Source organism: Blautia sp. HCP28S3_G10 (assembly GCF_052065235.1).
In the GTDB taxonomy this organism is placed as follows: Bacteria; Bacillota; Clostridia; order Lachnospirales; family Lachnospiraceae; genus Blautia_A.
This window is the reverse complement of record NZ_JBQHUL010000029.1, coordinates 16,474-42,056: the sequence shown is the minus strand read 5'-3', so window position 1 is coordinate 42,056 and position 25,583 is coordinate 16,474. Positions and strand designations below refer to the sequence as shown.

Genomic DNA, 25,583 nt, shown 5'->3' with positions numbered 1-25,583 from the left:
GCCATACAGGGCTGCTTTTTTTCTCAAGATTTTTTCCATGTCTGACTGCAAGACGGATCGGATATCTTCCGGCCTTTTTTTGCGTCTGTTTTTGTCATTTTCAGATGGTGAGTGTCTCTTTCAAATAGCTGCCCTATCTCCTTCTCTTTCTTAAACAGCTGCTGATTAAGCCCTGCCTGGGAAATAAAGAGATTTTCTGCTTCCTTTGAAATACTTTCGCACCTGGCGATCTCCAGCATATACTTCAGTTGTCTCGTATTCATTTAGTTTTCTCACCCACTAATAAAAACACTTATGAAACCGGATAAATTCCGTTTTCATTTAATAAAATCATACAAAATCTGCCATAATTTGTAAAGCCTGAAAGAAATTTTTCTTCTAACAACTATGGGTTACTATAAGAAGTTCCACTTTTAGCAATCCTGTAACTGTATGTATGACCAGTCAGACTTTTATCTGTAATATAGTTGGGAACTTTCGATTCCAACATCAGACTCTCTCTCAGCAACAGCCGCCGGTTTCATTCATTCCCGGCGGCTGTTGTTCTTTGTATTCTGTTATTCTGTTTTATTTCACTCTCTGTACCATATAATCTTTTTTCGCAGTCGGTTCGTTGCTTACAGTCGGACTGTATTTCCGTCCTCCTACCTTGAAGTAAGTAATGATATAATATGCATACTTACTGGAATCATCGTATGCATTGACATAAGGATAGATCATTCCAAGTCCTGCTACGTAGATCTTGTATTTACCTTTTCTTTTCAGGATATGTGTCCTTATGTTTGTCTCTCCTGCTGCATTACAGAGTGCTCCTGCATAATAAGACTGATTTGTAAAAACTGTCTTCTCAAATTGTCCTGTCTGTTTATTATAAACCATAATCGGATGCGTCTTCATATTCCTGCCATCCTTACTGTTTCCAATAAACGAGACTTTTTTGCCTCCGTCATTCCACAATGCAATCGGGAAAATACTCGTACCTGCACTGATAAAAGAATTGCCCTGCACCCGAAACGGAATCCAGCCCCTCAGTGTATATACGGATTTTGCTGCACTGAAAGCACCTTTACTCTTTCCGTTGACTGCTCTTACCTTGTACCATAATTCCCCTTTTTTAGTGTCTTTCCAGGAACGTGTTTTTACTGTTTTAACCTTTTTAAAGGTCTTTCCGTTTGTTGAACGGTAGATCTCATACTTCTTCGCACCGCGTGCTTTTTTCCAGCTGATCTTTGTTTTTCCCTGCATGTAAACAGCACTGAATCCTGTTACTCTTCCCGGTGCGGCTGCCTGTACCTCCACTGGCATTGCCGGTATCGCAGTCACCAGCAGCAGAAGTATCAGCATCATACTCACCATTCTTTTCTTTAATTGTTTCATCGTTTCTCCTCCTTCTTTTTGCCTTTATTTTATATCTGTCCGATCAGCGTCTTCCTGCTCCGGTTCTTCATCTCTGATCGGAAGATAAACATTCTCCAGAGCATGCCTGAGCTTCGGATGATAGATCACAAAATGTATGGACGGTGCCTTGTTCTTTGATACCATACACCATTTCCCCACGTGGCAGTTGATCTGGATATTGCGAAATCCTCTAACCCTTGCACTGACAAATTCATATGCTTCCTGCTTTTTTGCATATTTTTCTGCTGCCTCTGCACATGCCCTGTATTCTTCATAATTAAGGAGAATATTCTCTTCCAGAAAGCAGCCGGCAACAGGCAGCGCAATCGGATGTTCCGCATATTCTTTTTCGGATATTTCCGACAGTTCATCTGTCACTCTGCTGTGTAAAAAAATCTTCTCCATGCGCTGCTTTTCTTTTTCCTGATACTCTTTTATTTCTCTTTTTGCTTTCACATTGCACCGATCAAGAATCCTGTTCAACAGTTCTTCCGGCAATAAAAACAGCGGAGGTGCCGCCAGAATTCTTCTCCTTCTTCCCGGAACCCTGCTGTCTTCCTCAAGGAATTTTTCCAGCTCCAGTTTCTGCTGATCCCTGTAAATTTCCATCAGCGGTTTTGCCTTTTTCAGGAGAAATTCTGCATTTTTGCGGTAAAATTCTGCCTCTTCTCTGTTGTTAGTGAGATAATAATGAGCCATATCATGATGTCCGCTGATGCACTCTCCTGTCATTGCAACTGTACCTGCCGAATAATGAAGATGGCCATAAATTTCATTCTGGACTCCCTTTATATAATAGGGGGAAATCTGTCCTGTCATATACAGGGGAACCCAGTTCTCGAGACCCAGCATCATGTCTTTCATGGGACGTTCCACGTTATGGATTATATTAATATGAAGTCCTTTTTTCAGTGCCATGGCAAGACCGAACATATACTTTTGGGAAAAATCCTGATCCTCTGCCATATCTTCCACTGGCATATCGCAGCAGAGATACAGAGGATCCATGGACCTTGAAAGAACTGCTGTTTTCAGGAAATCCAGTTCTCCTTCCCGCATTTCTTTCAGTCCGTGATAGTGTCTGGATACAGGCATCTGAAACGGAATTTTCGGCACTTTCAGTGAATCAAAATGTATGATGCGGATATAGTCATCCAGATTAAATTCGTCTACCTTTTTAAGAAAACCGGAGATATAATCCTCTTCTCTTTCTGCCGAGCATAGCCACTGACGAAGAATCATCTGCAGATTTTCCTTCTGTTGTATTTTATCTTCTTTACAGTTCAGAAGACTCGCCAGAATGCTGCTTTCCCTTTCGGATCTGCAGTTTTCCGCTACATATCTGCATACACAGTCCAGGAATTCCTGCTGATGTGCAGGCTTTCTTTTGCCTGTTCTTATCTTTGAAATATAGGAAGGATCATAATGAAGCGCATCCGCAAATACAGATATATTTATATTCAGTTCCCGTATCAGAATATCCAGTTTCTGACTGAAAAATCCATCTGACTTTTTCTCTGTAAGAAGACTCTGAAATTTCTCCAGAACAACTCCTGCCTCTATATCTCTGATGCCTTTTTCTGCTGCTGTCCGGGCAATTCCTTCAGCAAGATTTCGCAGATATTCTCCATCTGCGTCCGGGACACGTTCACCATTCCTGTAACGGCTGATGATAGCTTCTGAAATATTGCTGTTTTTGGCAAGTTCCTTTCCTGTACAGGAAATTTTCTCTATGTAATCATTTAAGCACTCACAGAACTTCATTTTTCATCCCTTCCTCTTATATTTTACTTAATTTCAGTATACCTGAACTCCCTGTACAATGCAAAAGGATTGCCAGACTTGTCTGTGACAGATCTGGCAATCCTTTCCAATATCTATTTCAGGATTTTATTCTTTTATTTTTCCATCTACAGTGAAAATCACAACCTGCCATGGGAGATGTTTTCCGCTGTTTTTCATTGCTGTTACTGTCGCATGTTCCAGACCACCACAGCACGGAACTTCCATTCTGAGAACAGTCACGCTTCTGATATTGTTCAGTCTGATGATCTCCGTAAGTTTCTCGCTGTAATCCACTGCATCCAGTTTCGGACAGCCGATCAGGGTTATCTTTCCCTGCATAAATTCCTGATGGACATTTGCATAGGCATAAGCAGTACAGTCTGCTGCGATCAGAAGGTCTGCTCCCTCATAATATGGGGCCTGCAGCGGTACAAGTTTAATCTGACATGGCCACTGCCCGAGTGAGGACTCCTGTCTGATAACAGTTTCTGCTGCCCCTGGTTTCTCTTCATGTTTCAGAGTCATTGCCCTGCTTCCCGGACATCCACCACCTGTTCTTGCACGATTTGCCATATGCACTTTCACTGCTGCTTCGTCATAGGCAGCTGCTTCTCTTTCAACAAAAGTAATCGCGTTTGTCGGACATGCCGGAAGGCAGTCTCCAAGTCCATCACAGTAATCCTCACGAAGGAGTCTGGCCTTTTCGTTTACCATTCCGATTGCCCCTTCATGGCAGGCTGCTGCACAGGCTCCACAGCCGTTACATTTTTCTTCATCTATCTGGATAATTTTTCTGATCATTTTCTGTTCTCCTTTTGCATCGGGTTTACTTTGCATTTGAATAATAGTACAATAAAAGAAATTTTTACGTGGTTATAACCACAAAAGGAGATTCCATGAAAAAAATATCCACACCACTGTTTCAATATATCACTGATGAAGAATGGGAAGAAATGTGCAGCTGTGGCTGTATGCGCACTACAAAATATAAAAAAGATTCTGTTATCTTTCATATGGGAGATACTGTAGATGAAATCGGTATTGTAATCTCCGGAAATATAAATATTGAAAATGTAGATTTTCAGGGAAACAAAACGATCCTCAGCAATATTCCTGCCGGCCATGTCTTCGCAGAGACATATGCATTCTGTCAGGAACCGATGATGGTGAACGCTGTGGCAGGGGAAGCTTCTGAGATTCTTTTTCTGGACATTACCCTTCTGAAAAGCAGCCACTACAGTTCTGCCTCCTGGTATGCAAAACTAATCCAGAACCTCCTTCTTCAGTCCATGCAGAAAAACCTTATTCTGTCCAGTCGTATCTTCTGTACTTCTCCAAAGACGATACGCGAGCGTCTTATGATCTATCTTTCCTCACAGGCAGGAAAATCTGGAAGTAATACCTTCCAGATTCCCTTTGACCGCCAGCAGCTGGCCGATTATTTGAATGTAGACCGAAGTGCTCTCTCGAAAGAACTCGGAAGAATGCGCTCCGATGGACTGATTGACTTTTATAAAAACAGTTTCCGGATTCTTGTACACCCATAGTTTTTAATCCGTTTTTACTTCTTTGACACTTTCTTTTTCTTCCAGACTGTAACCTGGACTTTGGCTTTTTTGCCGCTCTCTGTTGTCGCCGTGATCACAGCTTTTCCTTTTTTCTTCATTGTTACGACACCCTTTGAAGATACAGTGGCAACTTTCGGGTTTGAACTCTTCCAGGTAACTTTGTCTGTAGAATTGGAAGGCGTGAGTTTTCTCTTCAGGGTAAACTTATAACCTCTGTACGCTTTCAGTGTTTTTATATTAAGCTTTATTTTCTTTGAACGTACTTCCTTTACAGTTACCTTGCAGGAATATTTCTTTCCGTTGGCGGTTTTTACTGTTATTGTCGCTGTTCCTTTTTTCTTTGCGGTAACTTTTCCGTTTTTATTCACAGTTGCAACTTTTTTGTTGGAACTTGTCCACTTAAGTTTTCTGTTTTTCACATTGAACGGTTTTATTGTCGCTTTCAGGGTATATTTCTTTCCCTTCAGAAGTGACAGTTTTTTCTGATTCAGACGGACACTTGTTGCTTTAATCTCGGGTTTTGCTTTTACTGTAACCTGCATTGTAGCTGTAAGTCCTGCGCCTGTTGCCGTAATTGTTGTTGTGCCAATGGCTACTGTACTTACTTTACCGTTCTGATCTACCGTTGCAACTTTACTGTTACTGCTGCTCCATTTGAATGTACTGTTATCCGGCCAGGAACGTACACGGCTCCACCCCACATTCTGAATATAAAACTGCAGAATTCCGGACGAACCGATCTCTATAGCTCCAGTGCCTCCTTCTTTCCATTCCAGAAGTGCATGTTTCTGATAATCAGCTGCCTTCATACGAACTTTTACTGTCACACTTCTGTCTGACGGCTGTGCAAAAGAATCCGGTGCATTCGTACCAAAAAGCTGTACCCAGTACTTCACACCACCCTGTTCAAAACATCCGATACCCACGGATGTAAAACTGTCTCTCAGGACATTTTCCCTGTGTCCGGGGGAGTTCATCCAGTTTTCCATTACTGCTGATGCTGTACTGCTTCCTGCTGCAATATTTTCTCCGCTTGCTTTCGTGTTTACCGTAAAGCAGTTGATTCCGGAAGGTCTCATATGGTCAAAATCAAGACAGGTTTCTGCTGCTCTCTGCATGGCGCTTTCCATAAGATCTCTGTCCATGACAAGTGATGAAAGCCCACATTTTGCACGTTCCTGATTAACAATATTCAGAACTTCATATGCGTCTTTATAATGACAATTACCTGTATAACTCAGGGTTTCAACCTTAAGATATGAACCGTCTTCCATTCCCACAAGCCAGGACGGATATTTGAGATTCAGAGCTGTACAGCCTTCAAAAGCGCCTGCTCCGATCATTTCAAGCGAAGCCGGAATCGTTACAGAAGTAAGGGATGTACAGTTTTTGAATGCACCGTCTTTTATGAGTTCTCCGTCACTCATTCTGCCTTCGATCGTTTTTACGGAGCTGCCAAGAACAACACTTCCAAGACTGCTGCAGTAAGCAAAAACTGAATTTGTAACAACAGCAAGACCTTTTCCTATCACAGCTGACTTAAGCTTTGTGCAGGAACGGAATGCATATTCTTCAACAGAAGTTACGGAATCCGGTATAATCAGTTTTTCAATTGCAGATGACTCAAATGCACTTGTTTTTATGGTCTTCAATGTTCCCGGAAGAATGACTTCCTGAAGGTTTTTGTTATTGCTGAAAGCATTTTCTTCAATAATAGTAACTCCTGACGGAATCTTATAACTGGTTCCCTGTTTGTTCCACGGACACAGATAAAGAGTTTTCATGTCTTTGGAATAAAGTACACCTGCATCTGATGCATAAACAGTATTCCCCTCTGACATGTTCAGTTCTTCCAGTGACCCACAATTACCAAATACATCCGTTCCCAGTGTTTTTACAGAAGCCGGCATCGTTACCTTCACAAGTCCGGTATTCTTAAACGCATGATCCCCGATTGTCTGAAGTTTACTGTCCGTTCCAAATGTAAGAGTCTTGAGGTACGTGCACCCCTGAAATGCGCCTTCTCCAATTACAGTAAGTCTCTCTGGAAAAGTGATTTCTTCCAGCCTGTCATCATTACAGTCGCTGAAAGCTCCGACACCGATCTCCGTCAGACTCTCCGGAAGTGAAATATTCATTAGATTGAATCGCTCTGCAAAACTGTTCTTTCCGATTCTGGTAATTCCTTCTTCAATAACAATTCTGCTTATACCTGTATAGTTCGTAAACCAGGGGGCATCTGATGCCTCTTCAAAATCCGGCATTGCACCACTTCCACTGACAGTAAGTATATTTGCATCCAGTTTTGCAGTGATTCCATTTCCAAGATTAAAGGCTCTTCCTGCTTCATCACCTTCCTGACCTGCATCATCAGAAAAGACTTCCTCTTCCTGGATTTCTACAGCCTCTCCGTCTGTGTCTTCCTCAGATATACCGATCTCTGACTCTGAATCAGGGTTTTCTTCATCAGTAACTGTAACCGTCTCACCAGATTCTGCATCTGCGTTTTCTTCGGTCGCACTGTCACTTTCAGTAATCTGCACACTGTCACCAATCACGGTTTCTTCTGTAGTATCAGAAGAATTTTCCTGCTGTACTTCTTCTGATTCAGTTTCTGAAATATTTTCTGTTACTGTATCTCCTGCGCTGAAATCTTCTGCCATACACACAGATACAGGCTGTATCGCAAGAGTCAGACTCAGAAGTCCTGTCAAAATTTTTCTTTTCATCTTACGTAATTCTCCTTTCTCATTACCGTTAGTCTATATTTGAAGCCTGTATTTTCTGACCAGAATGTTCCGGCCGTTTTTTTCTATTATCTGTTCTTCTTCCAGGTTTTTCAATTCCCTTGTCATTGCACTCCGGTCCACACTGAGGTACTGTGCAAGAGATGTGTACGACATGGGAATTCGAACTGTATCACTCTGTTTTTCTGCGGAAAGCGCATTCAGATACGACAAAATCTTCTGACGTGTCGTTGATCTGGACAATACATAAATCCTCTCCATCTGCTGTCTCGACTGGAGCGCTGTCAGCTGCAGAAGGTTGCTTACCATCTGGCTGTGATGATGACAGGCATTCTCGCATCTCTTGATCACATGCTCATAATCAATGAACATCGCCCTTGTCTCCTCTGCTGCTACAACATAATAGTGCTGTGAATCCGAAGGCAGAAGAAACGGCTCCCCAAACACAGCCTCCTTATTCAGTTCGTCGATCATGTTCTCATCTCCGTCTGTATCACAGCAATAGAGAACTGCACGTCCATAAAGAATCACGCCTATTTTCTGCATGGTACCTGCATACTCCATAATTGTTTCTCCACTTCGGAAAGTTTCTTCCCTCGCATTAAAACAGATTCGCATTCTTTCCTGTTCTTCGGGAAGAATATCTGTAAAAAGTGTTATATGCTGTTTCATCTTTGCCTCTTGCTCCCGGATAAAAATCCTGTTGTATACTGACATTTCTTACCAGAATTATATCATAAACTTTCTCAACAATTAACTGTTTTGTGACATTTGCAACAGATTTTTTCTCTCAATTCTGTTATTCTTTTAACAAAGTTAAGCAACTCTTTTACACAATTAATAAAACTGTTTTTACTGCTATATATAATTCTCAGAACAAATGGAGGGAAATATTATGAAGATCACAGATACCATTAAATATGTAGGCGTAAATGATCACCGCATCGACCTTTTTGAAGGACAGTACAAAGTTCCCAACGGAATGTCCTATAACTCGTATGTTATCCTCGATGAAAAAATCGCAGTCATGGATACTGTAGACGCTGATTTTACGCATCAGTGGCTCGATAACATCCAGCAGGTCTTAAATGGACGCAAACCTGATTACCTGATCGTACAGCATATGGAACCTGACCACGCTGCAAACATTGCAAATTTCCTGAAAGTGTATCCGGACACTACTGTTGTTGCAACAGCAAAAGCTTTTAATATGATCCGCAACTTCTTTGAACTTGATCTGGAAGGACAGAAAGTAATAGCTGAGAACGGCAGCACTCTTTCCCTTGGTTATCACCAGCTCACCTTTGTATTTGCACCGATGGTACACTGGCCGGAAGTTATGGTCACTTACGACAGTACAGAAAAGGTTCTCTTCTCTGCTGATGGATTTGGTAAATTCGGTGCACTTGATGCAGATGAACCGTGGGATAATGAAGCCAGAAGATACTTCATCGGTATCGTAGGAAAATACGGTGCACAGGTACAGAATCTTCTGAAAGTTGCTGCAACCCTTGATATTCAGATCATCTGCCCACTTCACGGTCCGGTTCTCTCAGAAGATCTCGGTCATTATATCGGTCTTTATGATACCTGGTCTTCCTACACACCTGAATCTGACGGAATCGTTATTGCCTATACTTCTGTTTATGGTCATACCAGAAATGCGGTTGCTCTTCTTGCAGAAAAACTGAAAGCCAAAGGATGTCCACGTGTCCTGGTTTATGATCTTGCAAGGGATGATATGTCTCAGGCACTGAGTGATGCATTCCGCTATTCCAAGCTTATCCTTGCAACCACAACCTATAATGCAAGTATCTATCCTTTTATGAACGACTTTATTACAAGACTTGTTGAACATAACTATCAGAACCGTACAGTTGGTCTTATCGAAAACGGCACCTGGGCACCCCTGGCAGCAAAGATCATGAAAGAAATGATGTCCAAATGCAAAAAGATTGACTGGCTGAAAAATTCCGTTCACATCTGGTCCGCTGTAAAAGAAGAAAACCGAAAAGAAATCGAAGCAATGTCAGATGAACTCTGCCAGGAATATATTGCAAAAGATGATAATCTTGCAAACAAAAACGACATGTCCGCCCTTTTCCGCATCGGCTATGGTCTCTATGTAGTGACCTCCAATGACGGAAAACGCGACAACGGACTCATCGTAAATACAGTTACTCAGTTGACCGATAATCCGTATCGTGTAGCAGTAAATATCAACAAGACAAACTACTCCCATCATGTGATCCAGCAGACCGGAATCCTGAATGTAAACTGTCTCTCTGTTGACGCACCATTCTCTGTCTTCCAGCAGTTCGGCTTCCAGTCCGGAAGAACTGTAGATAAATTTGCAGGTCAGAAGATCAACCGCTCCGGCAACGGACTTGTATTCCTTGATAAATACATCAATGCATTCATGTCCCTGAAAGTAGAACAGTATGTAGATCTCGGAACTCACGGAATGTTCATCTGCAGTGTTACAGAAGCACGTGTCATGAGTGACCAGGATACCATGACCTACACTTATTATCAGCAGAATGTAAAACCGAAACCGGAAACAGAAGGCAAAAAAGGCTTTGTATGCAAAGTCTGCGGATATATCTATGAAGGAGATGAACTTCCGGAAGATATCATCTGCCCGCTGTGCAAACATGGTGCTGTAGATTTCGAGCCTATCCAGTAAGATGTTTTCTCCATACACCAGAGCAGGGCAGCCTGAGAAGTATTTCTCAGACTGCCCTGCTCATCTGCTCCAGTCAACAATGTTTTATACATTCCTCAATCATGCAGGAATGTTCTTTTGTTTCTTTGTCATAATTGATTCCAACAAGAAGCAGGTTTCCGGTATATTCTTTCAGACTCTCACAATATTCCCTATCTTTGATCTGCTTTATTGCCCCTTCTGCACTTTTATTCCATTTCAATTCCACAACAAGTACCGGTTTATCCTCAAATTTTTTCCGTGGAATAAACACAAGATCTGCAAATCCTTTTCCTCCTGCCAGTTCTCTGTGTACTGTATAAAAATTTCTGGCAGCATATAAGGCCAGTGAAATTGTATAACTTAATGCATTTTCATCATTATACTGAATATGTGACGTTTCAAAATGAGCCTGCTTTATTCCCTCCGCAACCTGTCTTGTTTTTTTCTGCCATATTGCATTTAACGTATCCGCTGAATTCTTTAACGATCTTGAAATCTCTCCCCAGTCGGATACAGCAACTGTACTTACATACTCTCCCCTTATTTCATTGTTCGGTATAAATACACACTTGTTATCATAGTCATATCCAAGATATCCAAGATGAACAAGCAGAGTCAGCACATCGTCTTCTGTCCGAAACGTAGTCATATCATTTGTAAAACTTGCTGTATTTATCGAAATCTTTTCTCCTGCCATCATGCTGAGGACATCATCTTTCAGACCATCAAAATTCATATCTATATATGTCTGTAATGCTTCGAACGTTTCTGTCTGATTCCAGTAATTTCCGATTTCTCCCAGACGCATACAAGTCACAACTGAACGCGGACTGTATACTGACGGTGCATTTCTAAATGAATAACCGTCATACCAGCTTTTTACTTCAGCCATCTGCATGTGATATTTACTGCACAGTTCTTTTACTTCTTCCCCAGTAAAGCCTACATATTCTGCCAAAGGTCCGGGATTTATCATGGAAAATTCATCAAACATATTCAAAGCTGAATGTGTACCATACTTCTTTATAGGCAAAATCCCTGTCATATATGCCAAATGAATATACTCTTTATCCTTCAGCAAATCCCTCAGAAAATCAAGATATGTTTTCTGAGCTCCACTGTCATTTTTATATTCTCGGAATATACAATCCCACTCATCAATAATAACAACAAAAGGATTTCGAGTTTTATTATAAATATCCTGCATTGTTCGTGTGAGGTTTGTTTTATCAAAATATCTGACATCCTGATATTCCTCCAGTAATTCCCACAAAACACTTCGCCGAAGCAGAGATAGTGTCTCCTGTATATTTGAACTCTGACTTAAAAATTCCTGTATATTAAGAAAAACAACATCATATCTGTTGAGATATTTCTCAAAACTTTCACTTTTTGCAATTTTATAAGGAGCAAAAAGTTTTCTGGAATCGCAACCTCTGCTGTAATATGCAGCCAGCATATTTGCAGTCATGGATTTTCCAAATCGACGAGGACGGCTGACGCAGATATTACATTCCATCGTATTCAGCACTTTATTTGTATACTCAATCAGCCCTGTTTTATCTACATATATTTCAGAATTTACCGCACGTTCAAAACTTCCATTGCTCACATTCAGGTAGCTTCCCATCTACATTCACTCCTTCCCGAGTTTTTTCTCTATTTCTATTATTTTATATCATATCCACATTTCTTACAATATAAAACCTTCCCTGTCAGGGTTTAGTTTCTGTAAACAGTATGCTATACTCAATAAAAAGGAGGCAACTTTCATATGAAAAAAGAATTTACTTTTATCAAACATTTTTTATCATTTTGTCTTATTATCTGTTTAATTTTTTCCTGGAATATTTCAAATTATTCCACTGTATCAGCCGCTTCTAAGGCTTCCTACAAAATAACTACTAAGCACAAAACGGCTCTTGGAGAAATTTAAAAACTTCTTCAAGAGCTGTCGATATCTATATAAAATATTTTTCATAAATATCTTTCGGAACATATGGCTGCATATCTTTTATTTGAAGTTCGCATTCTTTATCACTCACTACTGCATTTTCTTTTTTAAGAAATCCCTTTTTTTTGAGTAACTTCAAAAGTCCCAGATCATTTATTAATTCCACACCTGCTTCTTCTGCATACGTAACAGCTGCTGCGGAATAATCACTTGTAGTAATAAACAGCATTTTGTCTGCGCCTACAATCTGATTTGCCCCGACCAGTTTTTGAATATATGGACGTCCTATATTGTTATCCGGGGAGTAACATTTACACTCTACAATTACTTTTTCTCCATTTTTAATTAATAGAATATCATAACCGCCATCATTTGTTGGCGGTGTAAGCTTATATTTGTACCCCATACTTGCAAATAAATCTGCACAGAATTTTTCAAAGTCCGTTGGTTTTTCAGAATAATAGTCTACAATTTTCTTAATACTTCCATCATCAATAAAGACTTGTTTTTTCTTCAACAACTGAACTTTTTTCAATTTTTCTTCTCTACATAAGTCAATTACTATTCCCTGACTACGTAATTCTTTCACAATATATAACAACACATATGGAACTTCTGAAATCACTATATATTCATCGACATACAATACACTTTCTTCCCATATGATGTAATTATTTCCTATCCTCAAATCGGCTGTTCCATCAGTTTTTTCTACATTCCAGTGTGGATATCTTAATTTGAAATGATTTGCACCTGATTCTTTTCTTTTTTTAATCTGTACATTTCTGGGCAATACAATGTTCCCATAATGTTTTGAAAACTTATGCCTGCGTTTTATAATAATCAGCTTATTTATTATGCGAACTGCCGCAATTGCAAGCACTGCCCCTATAGCCCCCATAACTCCCAGTCTGATCACTGGTTCATTTTCACAAATATTTTTTATATATTCAAATATCCACTGTATTATATTTTTATACATATATATTTTTCATACCTTCCATTCAAGAACGCCTCTGTACCTTCTCATATAGAAACCTCCCCCTCAGATTTCACATCCAAGGGGGAGTATTCAGATCATATTACATTTTTTCCGGCACAATCTCCAGCCAGTATCCGTCCGGATCATTTATAAAATAAATTCCCATCGCCGGATTTTCAAAGCAGATACAACCCATTTCTTCATGTTTCTTATGTGCTGCTTCCATGTCATCTGTTGTAAAAGCAAGATGGATTTCATTATCTCCAAGATCATAATGATCCTTTTCCCAGTCTCTCAGCCAGGTGAGTTCCAGCTGAAATCCTGTCTTTCCATCCCCAAGATATGCCAGGATAAAACTTCCATCTTCGGCTTCTTTACGTCTTACTTCTTTAAGTCCAAGTGCCTCCTCATAAAACTTAATTGATCTGTCGAGATCCATAACATTATAATTATAATGTGCAAACTGAAAACTCATTTCTGTGCTCCTTTCCTTTATTATTCTTTATCTGGTTTCTGAACTTCTTTTATCATATCATACTCAGGTAACAAAAAAAATCCTTCCTTTTTGTTTTGAAACCCTGCCTCATTTTTTATATAATTATGTTTGGAGAACAAACGCCTCCAACTATAATATATGCTCATGATGAAAGGATATGCTGTTATGAAAGAATATGAAATCATTATTGAAAACATAAATCCCTGCGGTGGTACCAGACATGCCAGACAGGAAATCATCGTGGCTGAAATTGAAAGTCCGGAAGCTTACGTAAAAGAACATGCACAGTTTCCAATCAGAGAAATTTTTACAAATTCTGCCGGAGATACCATAATTTCAGCAGGTGAACCCGGCGGATATATGACCCGCTATACTTTTACAGAATAACTACCTGGGCGAAATTCAGATTCTGTGATCCAGCCATGCAATCACATCTGAGATCACTTCATCTCTGCAGTATTCATTAAGGATTTCATGGAAAAGGCCTCCGTAGATTTTCATCTGGCGGTCTTTTGAAGCTGCTGCTGCAAAGAAATCCATGGTATCTTTTACGCTAACCAGACCATCTTTTTCACCATGCATCATAAGAACCGGATATGCAAAATCCTTCATTTTAGCACTGAACCAGTCCAGTCCGTCACAGATACTGTAGCAGAGACCAGTTGTAAAAGTGCTGGTATTATAAGGGTCTTTGCCATACCAGTCTACTACTTCTTTCACTGAGCACACCCCTGCTCCCAGTTCATTCGGTAACTTGGTATGCGGATCCAGCGTCCTGTCCACAGATGTGATCAGTTTACCATTATCTCTGACCAATGCTCCACTTGTAATAATGCCACGGAGCTTTTTGTCCGGATATTTTGCTCCATAAAGAGAAACTGTATACCCTCCCATGCTATGTCCGAGAAGGAATACCGGAATGTCCGGATTTTCTTTGATGGCAAGGTCAACAAACACATTTGTATCATCCAGAATTTCATTGAAATCACTGTAATAAGTCCGTTCGCCTTCTGACCTTCCATGTCCTCTGTGGTCAAAGCGGTATGTACTGATTCCCGCCTGATGAAGCTTGTCTGCAAAATAATCATAACGGCCCTGATGCTCACAGAGACCATGAACAATTACAATTGCAGCCCTGGCATTCTCCACCAGTTCTCTGTTGAAAAACAGCTTTGTTCCATCAAATGACTCCACAAATACTTCCTGCATATAAAAGCCTCCTTCAAAAAATTATATTGTTTTGCTTATCCCATTCTCATTATCTCATAATAACTGCCAGTTTGTCGATAAGAATTAAGCAAGATCTTATTATATAAACATCTTTACAACACTGAAATGAATGGTATAATATCATTGTTTTGATTTTCAAATTATTTAATTATCGAAAGGACTTTTATATGAATAAATTAAGGAAAATATACTGTCGTACATTTCAGAAAGCTTTCAAATTCGCCCTTCCTTTTCTTCCATACCGTAATCCTGAAGTTGTCGGCAGCGTAAAAGCTCTGCCGGAAATCCTCCTGAAAAAAAAATGCGATAATGTACTTATCATCACTGATAAAGGTATCCGCAACCTTGGTCTCACAGAACGTCTGGAAAAAGCACTGAAAGAAAATCAGATTTCTTATTCCATCTATGACAAAACTGTTGCCAACCCTACTACCGTCAATGTGCAGGAAGCCGAAAATCTCTGGTATCAGTCCGGAAGCAAAGCCGTTATCGGTTTTGGCGGTGGATCCAGTATGGACTGTGCCAAAGCTGTAGCCGCCCGGATTGCCAAACCTCACCAGTCTCTTGCACAAATGAAAGGAATCCTCAAAGTTCACAAGAAACTTCCTCTTCTTATTGCAATTCCAACAACTGCAGGAACCGGAAGCGAAACAACACTGGCTGCCGTGATCACAGATGCAGAAACAAGACATAAATATGCAATCAATGATTTCCCTCTGATTCCCAGATATGCAGTTCTGGACCCCAAAGTCACTTTAAGCCTTCCCCCTTTCATCACAGCAACAACAGGAATGGACGCTCTCACCCATGCCGTGGAAGCTTACATTGGAAACTCCACTACACCGGGTACACGCAAAAATGCTCTGGATGCAGTTAAGCTGATCTTCGAAAACCTTGACCGTGCCTACAATGACGGTTCTGATAAAGAAGCACGTAAAAACATGCTCCGCGCCTCCTATTTTGCCGGGTGTGCCTTTACAAAATCTTACGTCGGATATGTTCATGCTGTTGCACATACCCTCGGCGGGCAGTATAATGTTCCACATGGACTTGCGAATGCCATACTTCTTCCTTTTGTGCTGGAAGAATACGGTGATGTTATAAATAAGAAACTTGCCAGACTTGCTCTGGCTGCCGGTGTTGCCACGAAGGAAACTCCCGAAAAAGAAGCTGCGCAGGCTTTTATTCAGGCAGTAAAAGATATGAAAAAACGATTCAACATCGGAGATACTGTAAATGAGATCAGAGAAGAGGATATTCCCAAACTTGCCCGTTATGCTGACAAAGAAGGAAATCCACTTTATCCTGTACCAGTGCTGATGGACGCTCATCAGCTGGAAAGATTTTATTATATTCTCATGAACAGAAAACAGGAGGAATCTTCCCATGACGCAGAATGAAATTCATACACTTGTCGAAAAACAACGTAGCTATTTTTACAGTAAACGAACCCTTGATGTCAATTCACGCATAAATGCCCTGAAAAAGCTGAAGACATGTATCCAGAATCATGAAAATGAAATCGCCCGTGCGCTGGCTGCGGATCTTGGCAAAAGCAATTTTGAAAGTTACATGTGTGAAACCGGACTTGTTCTAAGCGAAATTTCTTATATGCTAAAGCATATCCGCAGTTTTTCCCGTGAAAAAAGGGTGCATACACCTCTGGCTCAGTTTCATTCCCGAAGTTTTACCAAACCTGGCCCATACGGTGTTGTTCTGATCATGAGTCCCTGGAACTATCCATTCCTTCTTTCTCTTGATCCGTTGGTGGACGCTCTTGCAGCCGGAAACACAGTTATCCTGAAACCAAGTGCTTACTCACCCAACACCGGTGCTGTCATTTCCGAACTAATAAAAGAATGTTTTTCTTCTGAAGCTGTCGCTGTAGTTACAGGCGGACGTACAGAAAATACCAGTCTTCTCAATGAACATTTCGATTATATCTTTTTTACCGGCAGCCAGGCTGTTGGAAAGGAAGTTATGAAAAAGGCCTCTGAACATCTGACTCCGTTAACACTAGAATTAGGTGGCAAAAGCCCCTGCATCATAGACACTTCTGCGGATCTTAAGCTTGCAGCCAGACGTGTGGTTTTCGGGAAATATCTTAACTGCGGCCAGACCTGTGTGGCACCTGATTATATCTGCTGCCACTCTTCCGTAAAAGATGCTTTCATTGAAGAAGTAAAAAAACAGATTCCGCTTCAATTTGGCAGTCAGCCACTTGATAATCCTGATTATGGAAAAATCATCAACAGCAAACATTTTCAGAGGATTTCCGGACTGATTGACAGCTCCAAAACTGTCTTTGGTGGTCATACAGATGCTGATGCACTTCGCATCGAACCAACTGTTATGGACAATGTAACATATAATGACCCCATCATGCAGGAAGAGATTTTTGGTCCGGTCATGCCTGTTCTTACCTATGATTCGCTGGATGATCTCATCCACCAGATCAACACCCTGCCGCATCCGCTTGCCCTGTATTTCTTTTCCCGTAACAAAACTGCTGCACACAGGGTTATGTCCCAGTGTCAGTTCGGAGGCGGCTGTATCAATGACACGATCATTCATCTGGCTACCAGTGAAATGCCTTTTGGCGGTTTCGGTGAAAGCGGTATGGGAGGATATCATGGCAAAGAAGGCTTCCGCACATTTTCACATTACAAAAGTATCGTAGACAAAAAAACATGGCTGGATCTGCCAATGCGATACCAGCCATATAAATCCCTGAATAGTAAACTGATTCATTTTTTCCTGAAATGAATATAAAATGAGCCCTCTGAGAATCCTGAACTGTCTCAGAGGGCTTCCGTTATTATCTTTCCAGTTTCTTTTTTAATTCCTGGATTACTTCATAATAGTCTCTGTGCTTCATTCTCGGGAAAGCCTTAAGAAGTCTTCCCTGGCCAAATACTACATGGTTTGTAATGGAATTTGACAGTTCATCAAACTGAGTCTGAAGTTCTGCCTTTTTCATGCGAAGCATTTCAAGAGAATTGTCCTTTTTGGCTGCTGCTGCATCCAGCAGTTCCGCCTTCGCAAGGGCTGCCTGAACCTTTCCCTCTCCTACTTTCTGTGCTGTATCAATTGTAGTCGTAGCAACAGTTGTGCTGATCTTATCACTCACAATCCTCATATCTGAACGAATTTTATCCAGCTTCGTAAGTTTCTTGTTCAGTCCCTGTATAACTGCAACTGTTACAACAAAATCCACGAAATACAGAGCATAAAGAATTGCAAGAACAACCCAGCCTATTGTAGATGAATTCTGCATCACATTACTGTTTTCCACATATTTCTGAAAAACTTTTACAACAAGAACAATAGCCATTCCCCACAGCAATGAGAATTCCATGCATATATATCCGTGAAAATTCAGCGGCTTATCTGAATAATCCCACCATCTCGCATGAAAACATACATCCAGCAGCCAGCCGGCGATCAGTTCAACTGCTGTCGCCAGAATAACTCCAAAAACAAACAACATCACATCACTCATCTGGCGTCCACCGCTCTGAAGTGTGTTTATCAATGCGAAGACAGATAAAACCCCAAATCCATAAACCGGGCAGACCGGTCCATTCAGAAATCCCCGATTTATAACCTTTCCAAGTGCTACTGCATGAAAGATTACCTCAACGATCCAGCCACCAAACGAATATATCAGAAAATACCAGCATATCTGATAATAAGTCATCCCACAAATCATTATGTATTCCTCCTTCTTACATGTTGTTCTGAGTTATTTCATTTTCCATAAGCAAACTTATGACCTATTATAACAGATACCCTGTGATAAACCTATATATATTTTATTCTATTCTGAGCATCCTGTATCCAATGCCAATATGTGTCTGTATATATTGCGTTTCGGATTTATCAGGTTGCAACTTCTTGCGCAAAGTCGCCATAAATACCCTCAGTGAAGCAATATCGTTTTCTGAACAGCTCCCCCATATCTGCTGAGTAATATAAGTATGCGTCAGCACTTTTCCCACATTGCGTGACAGCAGGCACAATAACTTATATTCTATAGGTGTAAGATGCAGTTCTTTATTTTTCAGGTAAGTGCAGCCTGCCGTATAATCTATTTTTAATTCTCCATTAATAAAAACAGATGTTTCCTGTGTCTCACCAGCCTGAGTAATTGCAAGACGTCTCTGCGTAACACGTATACGTGCAAGCAGTTCTTCTACTGAAAACGGCTTCGTGATATAATCATCGGCTCCGGCGTCAAGAGCCTCTATTTTATCTGTGTCCTCGCTTCGCGCACTTATCACGATAATTGGCATATTGGACCAGGTACGCACTTTTCTGATCACCTCTACGCCTTCCATATCCGGAAGTCCAAGATCAAGCAGAATAATATCCGGATTATGGGAAGAAGCTTCCAGAATTGCTTCGGTTCCATTTTCCGCTGTAAGATATTTATAGTCATGGGTTTTTAGCGTAGTCCCGATCAGATTTCGTATTGGGCGGTCGTCTTCGACAACCAGAATTGTTGTTTTATTCATTTAATGTCACCTCGCTTAACGGCAGCGAAAAAGTAAAAATACAGCCATGAGGCTTATTATCCGTAAGTATAAGTTCCCCATCATGCGCTTCAATGATTGAATTACAGAGTGCAAGTCCAAGTCCAAGACTGCGGTGACTGTCAGCAATCGAATTTTTTCCGGTAAAAAACATCTCAAATATATGGGACTTCATTTCATCCGGAATTCCGGGGCCATTATCTTCTACGCTTATCCATGCTTTACCATCCTCTTTTTTTCCACGAATAAATATTGTTGATCCCGGTGGTGTATATTTTACTGCATTGTCGATCAGATTGATAAGAACCTGTATGATGAGTCTGACATCCATATGCGACAGAATAAGTTCATCACATTCTGTTTCAATCGCATAAGCATCGTGTTTCCTGCTGATATGTTTCAGCGATTCTGCAATTACCTCATCAAGAAGCTGATCCGTAAATTTTATTTTCAGCCGTCCATCATTCAGTCTTGTAATTGATAGCAGATTTTCTACCACTCCAATAAGCCACTCCGCATCATCATAAATATCTGTATATATCTGATGTTTTGTAATTTTGTCCAGACATTCTCCATTATTCAGAAGCATATCTGCATTTCCGGAAATAGAACAAAGTGGCGTACGGAGATCATGTGAAATCGCCCGTAACAAATCTGCCCGCAACTGCTCGTTTTTGGCCAGAACTGCATTTTTTTCTTTTTCGACAGTATTTTTTGAATTCTCCATAGCAAGTGCACACTCATTTATAACAGAGTACAGAATGCTGTACTCAAATGAATCCATATTTTCTTTCTTCACCGGTATTCCCAGCACACCATATATATTATCTCTGTTACATATAGGAAGATAGAGACACCTGGCATCTCCAAAATGATCTGTTGTTGCTCCTGCACGCTGATGATTTGCATATACCCAGTTCGCAACATTCTGTTCCTCTTCATTAAGATAAACACTGTCTATACATTCATTTCCTTCTGAAAAAATCTTTCCACCTGACAAAATATTTTCTTCTGCAACATATGCCACAATATTTCTTTTAAGCAGCCGCGTCAACTGTGTACATGTAACACTCAGTATCTCGGAACTATTTTGAGCTTTTTGCAGTAAACGGTTTGTATCAAACAATATCTGCGTACGAAATGCCAGCTGTTCTGAGAGTTTCGCATGTGCCTTAAGTTTTGCTGCAAGAGTTCCTGTAAGTACAGATGAAACAAGCATAATCGCAAATGTTACCGTATAACCTACTGCATAAGTCCGAAATGACATTCTGGGTTCTGTGAGAAAAAAACAGAAAAGAAATACACTCAGGAAAGAACCGGCAAGGCTGCACAGATAACCGTTCGTCACAATCGATGTAAGAAGTACACCCAGTATATATACTGTAACAATATTTGTATCAGTAAAGTGAAGTTTCTGAAACAGCAGCCCAATCAGCGTACACACTGCAAATATGAAAACCGTTAAAAAAAAATCTTTCATGGAAGGCTTCTCCGTATACAATTCAAGATGCCGTTTCCTGTAATCTCCTTTGTAACTACTCATTACTTCTGTCACCTTTTCATCTTTTCCCAAAATTATATCATTCAATCTTATTATGGTCAAAGCTGTTGTTATCTACTGTCACTTTTTTTGACGACTGCATACAGTCCTGTTCTTTCTCACGCTCTTTTTTGCTTTCTCCGAGAAAGCTTCCCTCTTTTTTTACAATAAAATAACCAAATGCAAATATGGCAACTACGCTCACTGCCAGGAATATTGATGACATATATTATATCCCCCTTAATGTCAAATATGGAAACATTTCCGAATTGCTCTGTAATCCCCCAGCACCAGAAGCGTACTGTCCGACCTCAGAACAGTGTCTGCTGATATGGCCACGCTGACTTCTCCTTCATTTTTTATTGCCAGAATATTAATATTGTATTTTCTCCTGATCTCAAGTCCTCCGACAGTTTTTCCAATCCATTCATCTGGTATTTCAACTTCAAAAATCGCATGAGCCGCATCCACTTCCATATAATCAAGAATATGGTCATCTGTGTAACGTATGGAGGCCCATTTTGCAACCTGTTTTTCAGGATATACCACTTTATCTGCACCGTTACGTAAGAGGAATTTTTCCTGAACATCACGTTCTGCACGTGAAATTACAAATTTTGCCCCAAGTTCCTTTAATAATGATGTCGTCTCAAGTGAATTCTGAAAGCTCTCACCAATTGTCACAAAACAGAGATCATAATTTCCTATCCCAAGGGACTTCAGAAATTCTGCATCTGTACTGTCCCCGATCTGCGCATTCGTAACAAATGGCAGAATTTTATCCACCCTTTCCTCATTGATATCTACTGCCATAATCTCATGTCCCATCTGGCTGAGCTGTTTTGCGATATGTTTGCCAAACCTGCCAAGTCCTATCAGTAAAACATTTTTCATAATTTTCTCTCTCCTTTATCCTACAGTTATTTTTTCCAATGGCAACTTTGCATTACTGGTATTTCTTCCTGAAAATACAGCATAAATCAAAGTCAGACCCCCGACTCTTCCCAAATACATAAGTACAATCAGTACCAGCTTTGATATAATGTGAAGGTCAGGTGTAATCCCGAGAGTCAGACCAACCGTTCCCACAGCCGATGCTGCTTCATACAGACAGGTCAGCAGAGGAAGGCCTTCACAGACACTGATCGTAATTCCTCCAAAGAAAAACAGCATAAAATATAACATAGCTATCGTCGCAGCATTTTTTATGATCCGTCCGTCAACTCTTCGTCCAAAAGCTCCGGCATCCTCCTGACTTCTGAAAGTTGCAAAAGCGTTCAGAATAAGCACTGCAAAAGTGGTCGTCTTCATGCCTCCTGCTGTAGAGCTTGGTGAGCCTCCGATCAGCATAAGAAAAATCATGACTGCCTTTCCCGCTTCGGTCATTATTGCCAGATCTTCTGTATTAAATCCTGCTGTTCTCGTTGTAACAGACTGAAAAACAGATGCCAGAATCCGTTTTCCGGCAGGCACATAATCAAAATCACACACCATGAAAAAAACTGCAGGTAAAAATATTAATACCATCGTGGTTATAAGAATTACCTTACTCTGCATTCGATATCGTTTAAAATTAAGTTTGTTCGTATAAACATCTTCCCATGTAAGGAAACCAATTCCGCCAATTATAATCAGCAGCATGATCACTATGTTAAGCCATACATTTCCTGCATAACCTGTGAGTGATACAAATCTATGTTCTGATGTTCCGAGAATATCAAATCCTGCATTACAGAAAGCCGATATAGAATGAAATACAGACATCCAGATTCCTTTTAACCCAAAATCCCGGCAAAACACAGGCATCAGCATCAATGCACCCAGAAACTCGATCAGAAATGTTCCTTTAAGAATAAACCTGGTCAGTCTGACAATTCCTCCTACTTTAGGAGCGGAAATAGCATTCTGCATAGTGCTTCTCTGCATGAGTGAAATTTTTCTTCCGGCCAGCATGACAACTGATGATGCAACCGTCACAACGCCAAGTCCTCCGGTCTGTATAAGAACCAGAATAACTGTCTGCCCGAATAATGACCAGTAACTGCCCGTATCCTGCACGACCAGCCCCGTCACGCATACTGCTGAAGTCGATGTAAAAAGTGCTTCGTTAAATGGAGTTATAACACCCTCCGCTGAAGAAACAGGCAGCATCAATACGAATGCTCCTGCCAGGATTACTCCTGCAAATCCCAGAATAATCAGCTGAAACGATGTCAGATGTTTTCTTCTATGTAAATTTTCCGGCATAAATAATTTTTGCTCCTTTGTTGGTGATTCTGATAGTATTACCTTAACTTCGTATTTTATTATATATATCTTAATTCAAAGATAGTGTAAGATTATCTGCTTCGATATTAAGATTGTATAAAGACTCGTTCCGATTTCCAACAAATATTTGTGACCCTTTTTAATCTGGTCTATAATACTTGTTATTTTCTCAGAAAACTTTTATTATATTTAAAAGAATCAAATTATAATTTTATGATAAAGGGGATCAAAATGGCACAGATTATATTAGCCTTCAGACTTGATAAAGAAAAGTTAAAAACAGTTCGCTCTACTGCTCAGAAAACCGGATTTCAGGTAAAAGAAATATCTCGAAAAGATTATAGTCAGAAACTTGGTACTCTCGCAGGAATTGAGGGATTTTCCAGGAAAAGCCAGCTGTATGACGGTCCGGAATTTCCCCTGGAAATGATGGTTTTCTCCGGAACCGATTCTGCACAGCTTGATACTTTCCTGAACAATTACAAACAGACCGGAGCTCAGCCTGTTCCATTAAAAGCAGTTATCACCCAGCACAATATATTCTGGACTGCCGAAAACCTGTATAAAGAATTGCTGAAAGAACATATGCATTTCAACCGTTAGTACTTTTGTTTTTCATACGTTTTTTTAATCATGTCAGCTGTCTGCTGCAGTTTCTGCGCCCGATATCCAAAGATCCTCACGGCCAGATCTCCAGTTGTCAGCTGAGTAACTCCACCATCTAATTCAGAATCTTTGTCAATTATCTGCCAGATTTCTTCCTGTATACATTGCTCCTTATCCCTGCTATCCATTTTAGATAGAAAGAGATTTGCCATATGTGTATATCCCTCATACATTCCAATGCCAGCCATTGGCATCTTGTCTGGCTCATAACGTGTATTATCACGATAAATTAGTTTTTCTCCCCTGTAAATTAACACTTTTGAAGAAAATCTTCGGTACTGAAACCGCTCATCATGAGCATTTCTCCCAATGGATTTTTCGAAGCATAATAAGCATTAGCTCATTATAAATAGTAATGAAAGTATCATTATCTCCCCAGAAAAGAGGTGCGTGTCTGTTGCCGATTTCATAGCAGACTTTGGCAGACATTTTTTCGTGACCGGAAGTCAGTGCAACACGTATTACTTCACATGGCGGGATATTTACCACAACAAGTTCCGTTATTGATCAGCACGATCCCCACAAACAAAAGACAAACTCCTACCATAATAAATTCTCCTCTTCTGTCAACTGTTTAAAACAGGCTGTAAAGCTGTGTAAGTGGAAGCTTTTCAGCAGGTTTGGAAGTAATTTCTTCTCCATCAACAGTAACTTTATATGTTTCCGGATTTACAGTCGGTTCCGGGGTTCTGTCATTAAATACCATGTCCTTTTTGCTGATATCACGGCACCTTTTTACAGGTACTACAGTCTTTTCAAGTCCATATTTTTCTTTTACATTTTCATCCATTTCAGCCTGTGATACAAAGGTCAGGCAGGCTTCATTTTTTGCTTTTCCATGAGCTGCAAACATTGGCTGATACAGTACTGGCTGTATAGTTGGAATAGATGCATTTGCATCTCCCATTTTTGATGCGGTGATCATTCCACCAATGGCTGCAAGAGTATCCTCTACACCTCCACCCTCATTTAAGGTATCTGTATGGATTGCAACCTGTACATCATATTCATCAGCCACAGTCTTCAAACATCCTTACATATTCGCTTTGATTTTTTAATCCCTCCGGGTTATAATCCAGCTGATAAACCATACTCTCTGACTTACATTTTTCAAATGTATAAATGCCCGGAAAGGTAACATTTTTGAATTTCCAGCCTTCCAGATGTCTTTTGCTCAGGTATTTTCCCTCTTTTTCATAATCCATAATAGAAAACCAGTGCATTTCTTTCTTGATTTCACTCATTGTGTTACCTCCTGTGCATTGCGATACAGCCTGCGGATTCTCTTCAGTTCAAGTTCCAAAACTTCCATGCCAAGTTCTGTAATCTCGTAAATCTTTCTCTTGTCTTCCTCCCGAATAAAATGAATCAGACCATCCTTTTCCATCTTCGACAGGCTTCCATACATGGTCCCCGGACCAAGCACTACTTCATTATCCGTCAGTGCTTTTACCTTTTGTACAATCCCGTACCCATGATTCGGGGTACGAAGACATAATAATATATAAAAGCTTGTCTCCGTCATGGGAACGTAAACCTTTTTTATATGTGTATCCATAAGCGTTTTCCTTTCAGTGCGATATATCATACTTCGATACTATTTTTATATCGCACTATGATATATTTGTCAATGTACTTAAATGCAAAAAGCCAGAAAATCAGTTAAAATTTTACTGATTCTCCGGCTTTATATATTTTCTCTGATAG

At 40.3% G+C, this 25,583-nt stretch carries 28 protein-coding genes; 7 read left to right on the top strand and 21 right to left on the bottom strand.

All coding sequences use genetic code 11. From position 1 onward, the window contains the following. Positions 1 to 23: 23 nt before the first annotated feature. The 4 genes from ACTNB8_RS11955 to ACTNB8_RS11940 form a co-directional block, all read right to left on the bottom strand. Entirely contained in the window at positions 24 to 263 is a 240-nt protein-coding gene (locus ACTNB8_RS11955; RefSeq protein ID WP_441054962.1) for a helix-turn-helix domain-containing protein, read from the bottom strand. A gap of 304 nt (positions 264 to 567) precedes the next feature. After that, positions 568 to 1,377, bottom strand: a complete 810-nt coding sequence (locus ACTNB8_RS11950; RefSeq protein ID WP_441054960.1) for a hypothetical protein — start codon at positions 1,375 to 1,377, stop codon at positions 568 to 570. 24 nt (positions 1,378 to 1,401) lie between these two features. Next, entirely contained in the window at positions 1,402 to 3,162 is a 1,761-nt protein-coding gene (locus ACTNB8_RS11945) for a hypothetical protein (RefSeq protein ID WP_441054958.1), read from the bottom strand. A 126-nt stretch (positions 3,163 to 3,288) separates the two neighbouring features. Further along, positions 3,289 to 3,984, bottom strand: coding sequence for an ATP-binding protein (locus tag ACTNB8_RS11940; RefSeq protein WP_441054956.1), 696 nt, complete (start codon positions 3,982 to 3,984; stop codon positions 3,289 to 3,291). A gap of 95 nt (positions 3,985 to 4,079) precedes the next feature. Here ACTNB8_RS11940 and ACTNB8_RS11935 point away from each other — a divergent pair, with 95 nt between their 5' ends. Beyond that, entirely contained in the window at positions 4,080 to 4,730 is a 651-nt protein-coding gene (locus tag ACTNB8_RS11935) for a Crp/Fnr family transcriptional regulator (RefSeq protein WP_441054954.1), read from the top strand. A gap of 14 nt (positions 4,731 to 4,744) precedes the next feature. Here the strand turns inward: ACTNB8_RS11935 and ACTNB8_RS11930 are convergent, their stop codons facing one another. Both ACTNB8_RS11930 and ACTNB8_RS11925 read right to left on the bottom strand, forming a co-directional pair. Further along, entirely contained in the window at positions 4,745 to 7,480 is a 2,736-nt protein-coding gene (locus ACTNB8_RS11930) for a leucine-rich repeat protein (RefSeq protein ID WP_441054952.1), read from the bottom strand. A 33-nt stretch (positions 7,481 to 7,513) separates the two neighbouring features. Further along, complete coding sequence (locus ACTNB8_RS11925) at positions 7,514 to 8,170, bottom strand: Crp/Fnr family transcriptional regulator (RefSeq protein ID WP_441054950.1); 657 nt, start codon at positions 8,168 to 8,170, stop codon at positions 7,514 to 7,516. Positions 8,171 to 8,393: 223 nt separating this feature from the next. Between ACTNB8_RS11925 and ACTNB8_RS11920 the strand changes: the two genes are divergently transcribed. Beyond that, positions 8,394 to 10,184, top strand: a complete 1,791-nt coding sequence (locus ACTNB8_RS11920; protein WP_441054948.1) for a flavin reductase — start codon at positions 8,394 to 8,396, stop codon at positions 10,182 to 10,184. Positions 10,185 to 10,257: 73 nt separating this feature from the next. On the opposite strand, the gene ACTNB8_RS11915 is transcribed toward ACTNB8_RS11920, so the two are convergent. Next, entirely contained in the window at positions 10,258 to 11,835 is a 1,578-nt protein-coding gene (locus tag ACTNB8_RS11915) for an AAA family ATPase (RefSeq protein WP_441054946.1), read from the bottom strand. A gap of 144 nt (positions 11,836 to 11,979) precedes the next feature. On the opposite strand from ACTNB8_RS11915, the gene ACTNB8_RS11910 reads away from it, so the two are divergent. Continuing rightward, entirely contained in the window at positions 11,980 to 12,141 is a 162-nt protein-coding gene (locus tag ACTNB8_RS11910; RefSeq protein ID WP_441054944.1) for a hypothetical protein, read from the top strand. A 25-nt stretch (positions 12,142 to 12,166) separates the two neighbouring features. Here ACTNB8_RS11910 and ACTNB8_RS11905 read toward each other — a convergent pair whose 3' ends face one another. Then, positions 12,167 to 13,141 (bottom strand): restriction endonuclease, encoded by a 975-nt coding sequence (locus ACTNB8_RS11905; RefSeq protein ID WP_441054942.1) that lies wholly within the window; start codon positions 13,139 to 13,141, stop codon positions 12,167 to 12,169. A 100-nt stretch (positions 13,142 to 13,241) separates the two neighbouring features. Then, positions 13,242 to 13,616 (bottom strand): VOC family protein, encoded by a 375-nt coding sequence (locus ACTNB8_RS11900; RefSeq protein ID WP_296157234.1) that lies wholly within the window; start codon positions 13,614 to 13,616, stop codon positions 13,242 to 13,244. Between the two features lie 186 nt (positions 13,617 to 13,802). Between ACTNB8_RS11900 and ACTNB8_RS11895 the strand changes: the two genes are divergently transcribed. After that, positions 13,803 to 14,024 carry a hypothetical protein gene (locus ACTNB8_RS11895; RefSeq protein ID WP_296157232.1) on the top strand — a complete coding sequence of 74 codons (222 nt, stop codon included), beginning with the start codon at positions 13,803 to 13,805 and terminating at the stop codon, positions 14,022 to 14,024. Between the two features lie 15 nt (positions 14,025 to 14,039). Here ACTNB8_RS11895 and ACTNB8_RS11890 read toward each other — a convergent pair whose 3' ends face one another. Further along, positions 14,040 to 14,846 (bottom strand): lysophospholipase, encoded by an 807-nt coding sequence (locus ACTNB8_RS11890; RefSeq protein ID WP_441054939.1) that lies wholly within the window; start codon positions 14,844 to 14,846, stop codon positions 14,040 to 14,042. Positions 14,847 to 15,034: 188 nt separating this feature from the next. Between ACTNB8_RS11890 and ACTNB8_RS11885 the strand changes: the two genes are divergently transcribed. Both ACTNB8_RS11885 and ACTNB8_RS11880 read left to right on the top strand, forming a co-directional pair. Further along, a complete protein-coding gene (locus ACTNB8_RS11885; RefSeq protein ID WP_441054937.1) occupies positions 15,035 to 16,267 on the top strand; it encodes an iron-containing alcohol dehydrogenase in 1,233 nt (410 codons plus the stop codon). After that, the gene (locus tag ACTNB8_RS11880) at positions 16,254 to 17,633 is read left to right on the top strand and encodes an aldehyde dehydrogenase (protein WP_441054935.1); all 1,380 of its coding nucleotides are present in this window, start codon (positions 16,254 to 16,256) and stop codon (positions 17,631 to 17,633) included. The genes ACTNB8_RS11885 and ACTNB8_RS11880 overlap by 14 nt, the downstream gene beginning before the upstream one ends. A 52-nt stretch (positions 17,634 to 17,685) precedes the next feature. On the opposite strand, the gene ACTNB8_RS11875 is transcribed toward ACTNB8_RS11880, so the two are convergent. The 6 genes from ACTNB8_RS11875 to ACTNB8_RS11850 all read right to left on the bottom strand — a co-directional run bounded on the left by ACTNB8_RS11875 (position 17,686) and on the right by ACTNB8_RS11850 (position 23,189). Then, positions 17,686 to 18,579 (bottom strand): putative ABC transporter permease, encoded by an 894-nt coding sequence (locus ACTNB8_RS11875; protein ID WP_441054932.1) that lies wholly within the window; start codon positions 18,577 to 18,579, stop codon positions 17,686 to 17,688. 103 nt (positions 18,580 to 18,682) lie between these two features. Then, the gene (locus ACTNB8_RS11870) at positions 18,683 to 19,384 is read right to left on the bottom strand and encodes a response regulator (protein ID WP_441054929.1); all 702 of its coding nucleotides are present in this window, start codon (positions 19,382 to 19,384) and stop codon (positions 18,683 to 18,685) included. Beyond that, positions 19,377 to 20,945 carry a sensor histidine kinase gene (locus ACTNB8_RS11865; protein ID WP_441054926.1) on the bottom strand — a complete coding sequence of 523 codons (1,569 nt, stop codon included), beginning with the start codon at positions 20,943 to 20,945 and terminating at the stop codon, positions 19,377 to 19,379. The genes ACTNB8_RS11870 and ACTNB8_RS11865 overlap by 8 nt, the downstream gene beginning before the upstream one ends. A 37-nt stretch (positions 20,946 to 20,982) precedes the next feature. Next, positions 20,983 to 21,168 (bottom strand): hypothetical protein, encoded by a 186-nt coding sequence (locus ACTNB8_RS11860; protein ID WP_441054923.1) that lies wholly within the window; start codon positions 21,166 to 21,168, stop codon positions 20,983 to 20,985. 20 nt (positions 21,169 to 21,188) lie between these two features. Then, a complete protein-coding gene (locus tag ACTNB8_RS11855; RefSeq protein ID WP_441054920.1) occupies positions 21,189 to 21,836 on the bottom strand; it encodes a potassium channel family protein in 648 nt (215 codons plus the stop codon). Between the two features lie 15 nt (positions 21,837 to 21,851). After that, a complete protein-coding gene (locus ACTNB8_RS11850) occupies positions 21,852 to 23,189 on the bottom strand; it encodes a TrkH family potassium uptake protein (RefSeq protein WP_441054917.1) in 1,338 nt (445 codons plus the stop codon). 252 nt (positions 23,190 to 23,441) lie between these two features. Between ACTNB8_RS11850 and ACTNB8_RS11845 the strand changes: the two genes are divergently transcribed. Beyond that, a complete protein-coding gene (locus tag ACTNB8_RS11845; RefSeq protein WP_441054915.1) occupies positions 23,442 to 23,813 on the top strand; it encodes a DUF3783 domain-containing protein in 372 nt (123 codons plus the stop codon). Here ACTNB8_RS11845 and ACTNB8_RS11840 read toward each other — a convergent pair. From ACTNB8_RS11840 to ACTNB8_RS11820, 5 genes are all read right to left on the bottom strand, one after another. After that, a complete protein-coding gene (locus tag ACTNB8_RS11840; RefSeq protein WP_441054913.1) occupies positions 23,810 to 24,133 on the bottom strand; it encodes an urease accessory protein UreD in 324 nt (107 codons plus the stop codon). The genes ACTNB8_RS11845 and ACTNB8_RS11840 overlap by 4 nt on opposite strands. Positions 24,134 to 24,167: 34 nt before the next feature. Continuing rightward, positions 24,168 to 24,365, bottom strand: coding sequence for a hypothetical protein (locus tag ACTNB8_RS11835; protein WP_441054911.1), 198 nt, complete (start codon positions 24,363 to 24,365; stop codon positions 24,168 to 24,170). 85 nt (positions 24,366 to 24,450) lie between these two features. Then, a complete protein-coding gene (locus ACTNB8_RS11830; protein ID WP_441054909.1) occupies positions 24,451 to 24,894 on the bottom strand; it encodes a hypothetical protein in 444 nt (147 codons plus the stop codon). Beyond that, a complete protein-coding gene (locus tag ACTNB8_RS11825) occupies positions 24,887 to 25,120 on the bottom strand; it encodes a DUF2812 domain-containing protein (RefSeq protein WP_441054907.1) in 234 nt (77 codons plus the stop codon). The genes ACTNB8_RS11830 and ACTNB8_RS11825 overlap by 8 nt, the downstream gene beginning before the upstream one ends. Then, on the bottom strand, positions 25,117 to 25,434 hold the full coding sequence (locus ACTNB8_RS11820) for a PadR family transcriptional regulator (RefSeq protein ID WP_441054905.1): 318 nt from the start codon (positions 25,432 to 25,434) through the stop codon (positions 25,117 to 25,119). Before ACTNB8_RS11820 ends, ACTNB8_RS11825 begins: the two co-directional genes overlap by 4 nt. Positions 25,435 to 25,583 lie beyond the last annotated feature (149 nt).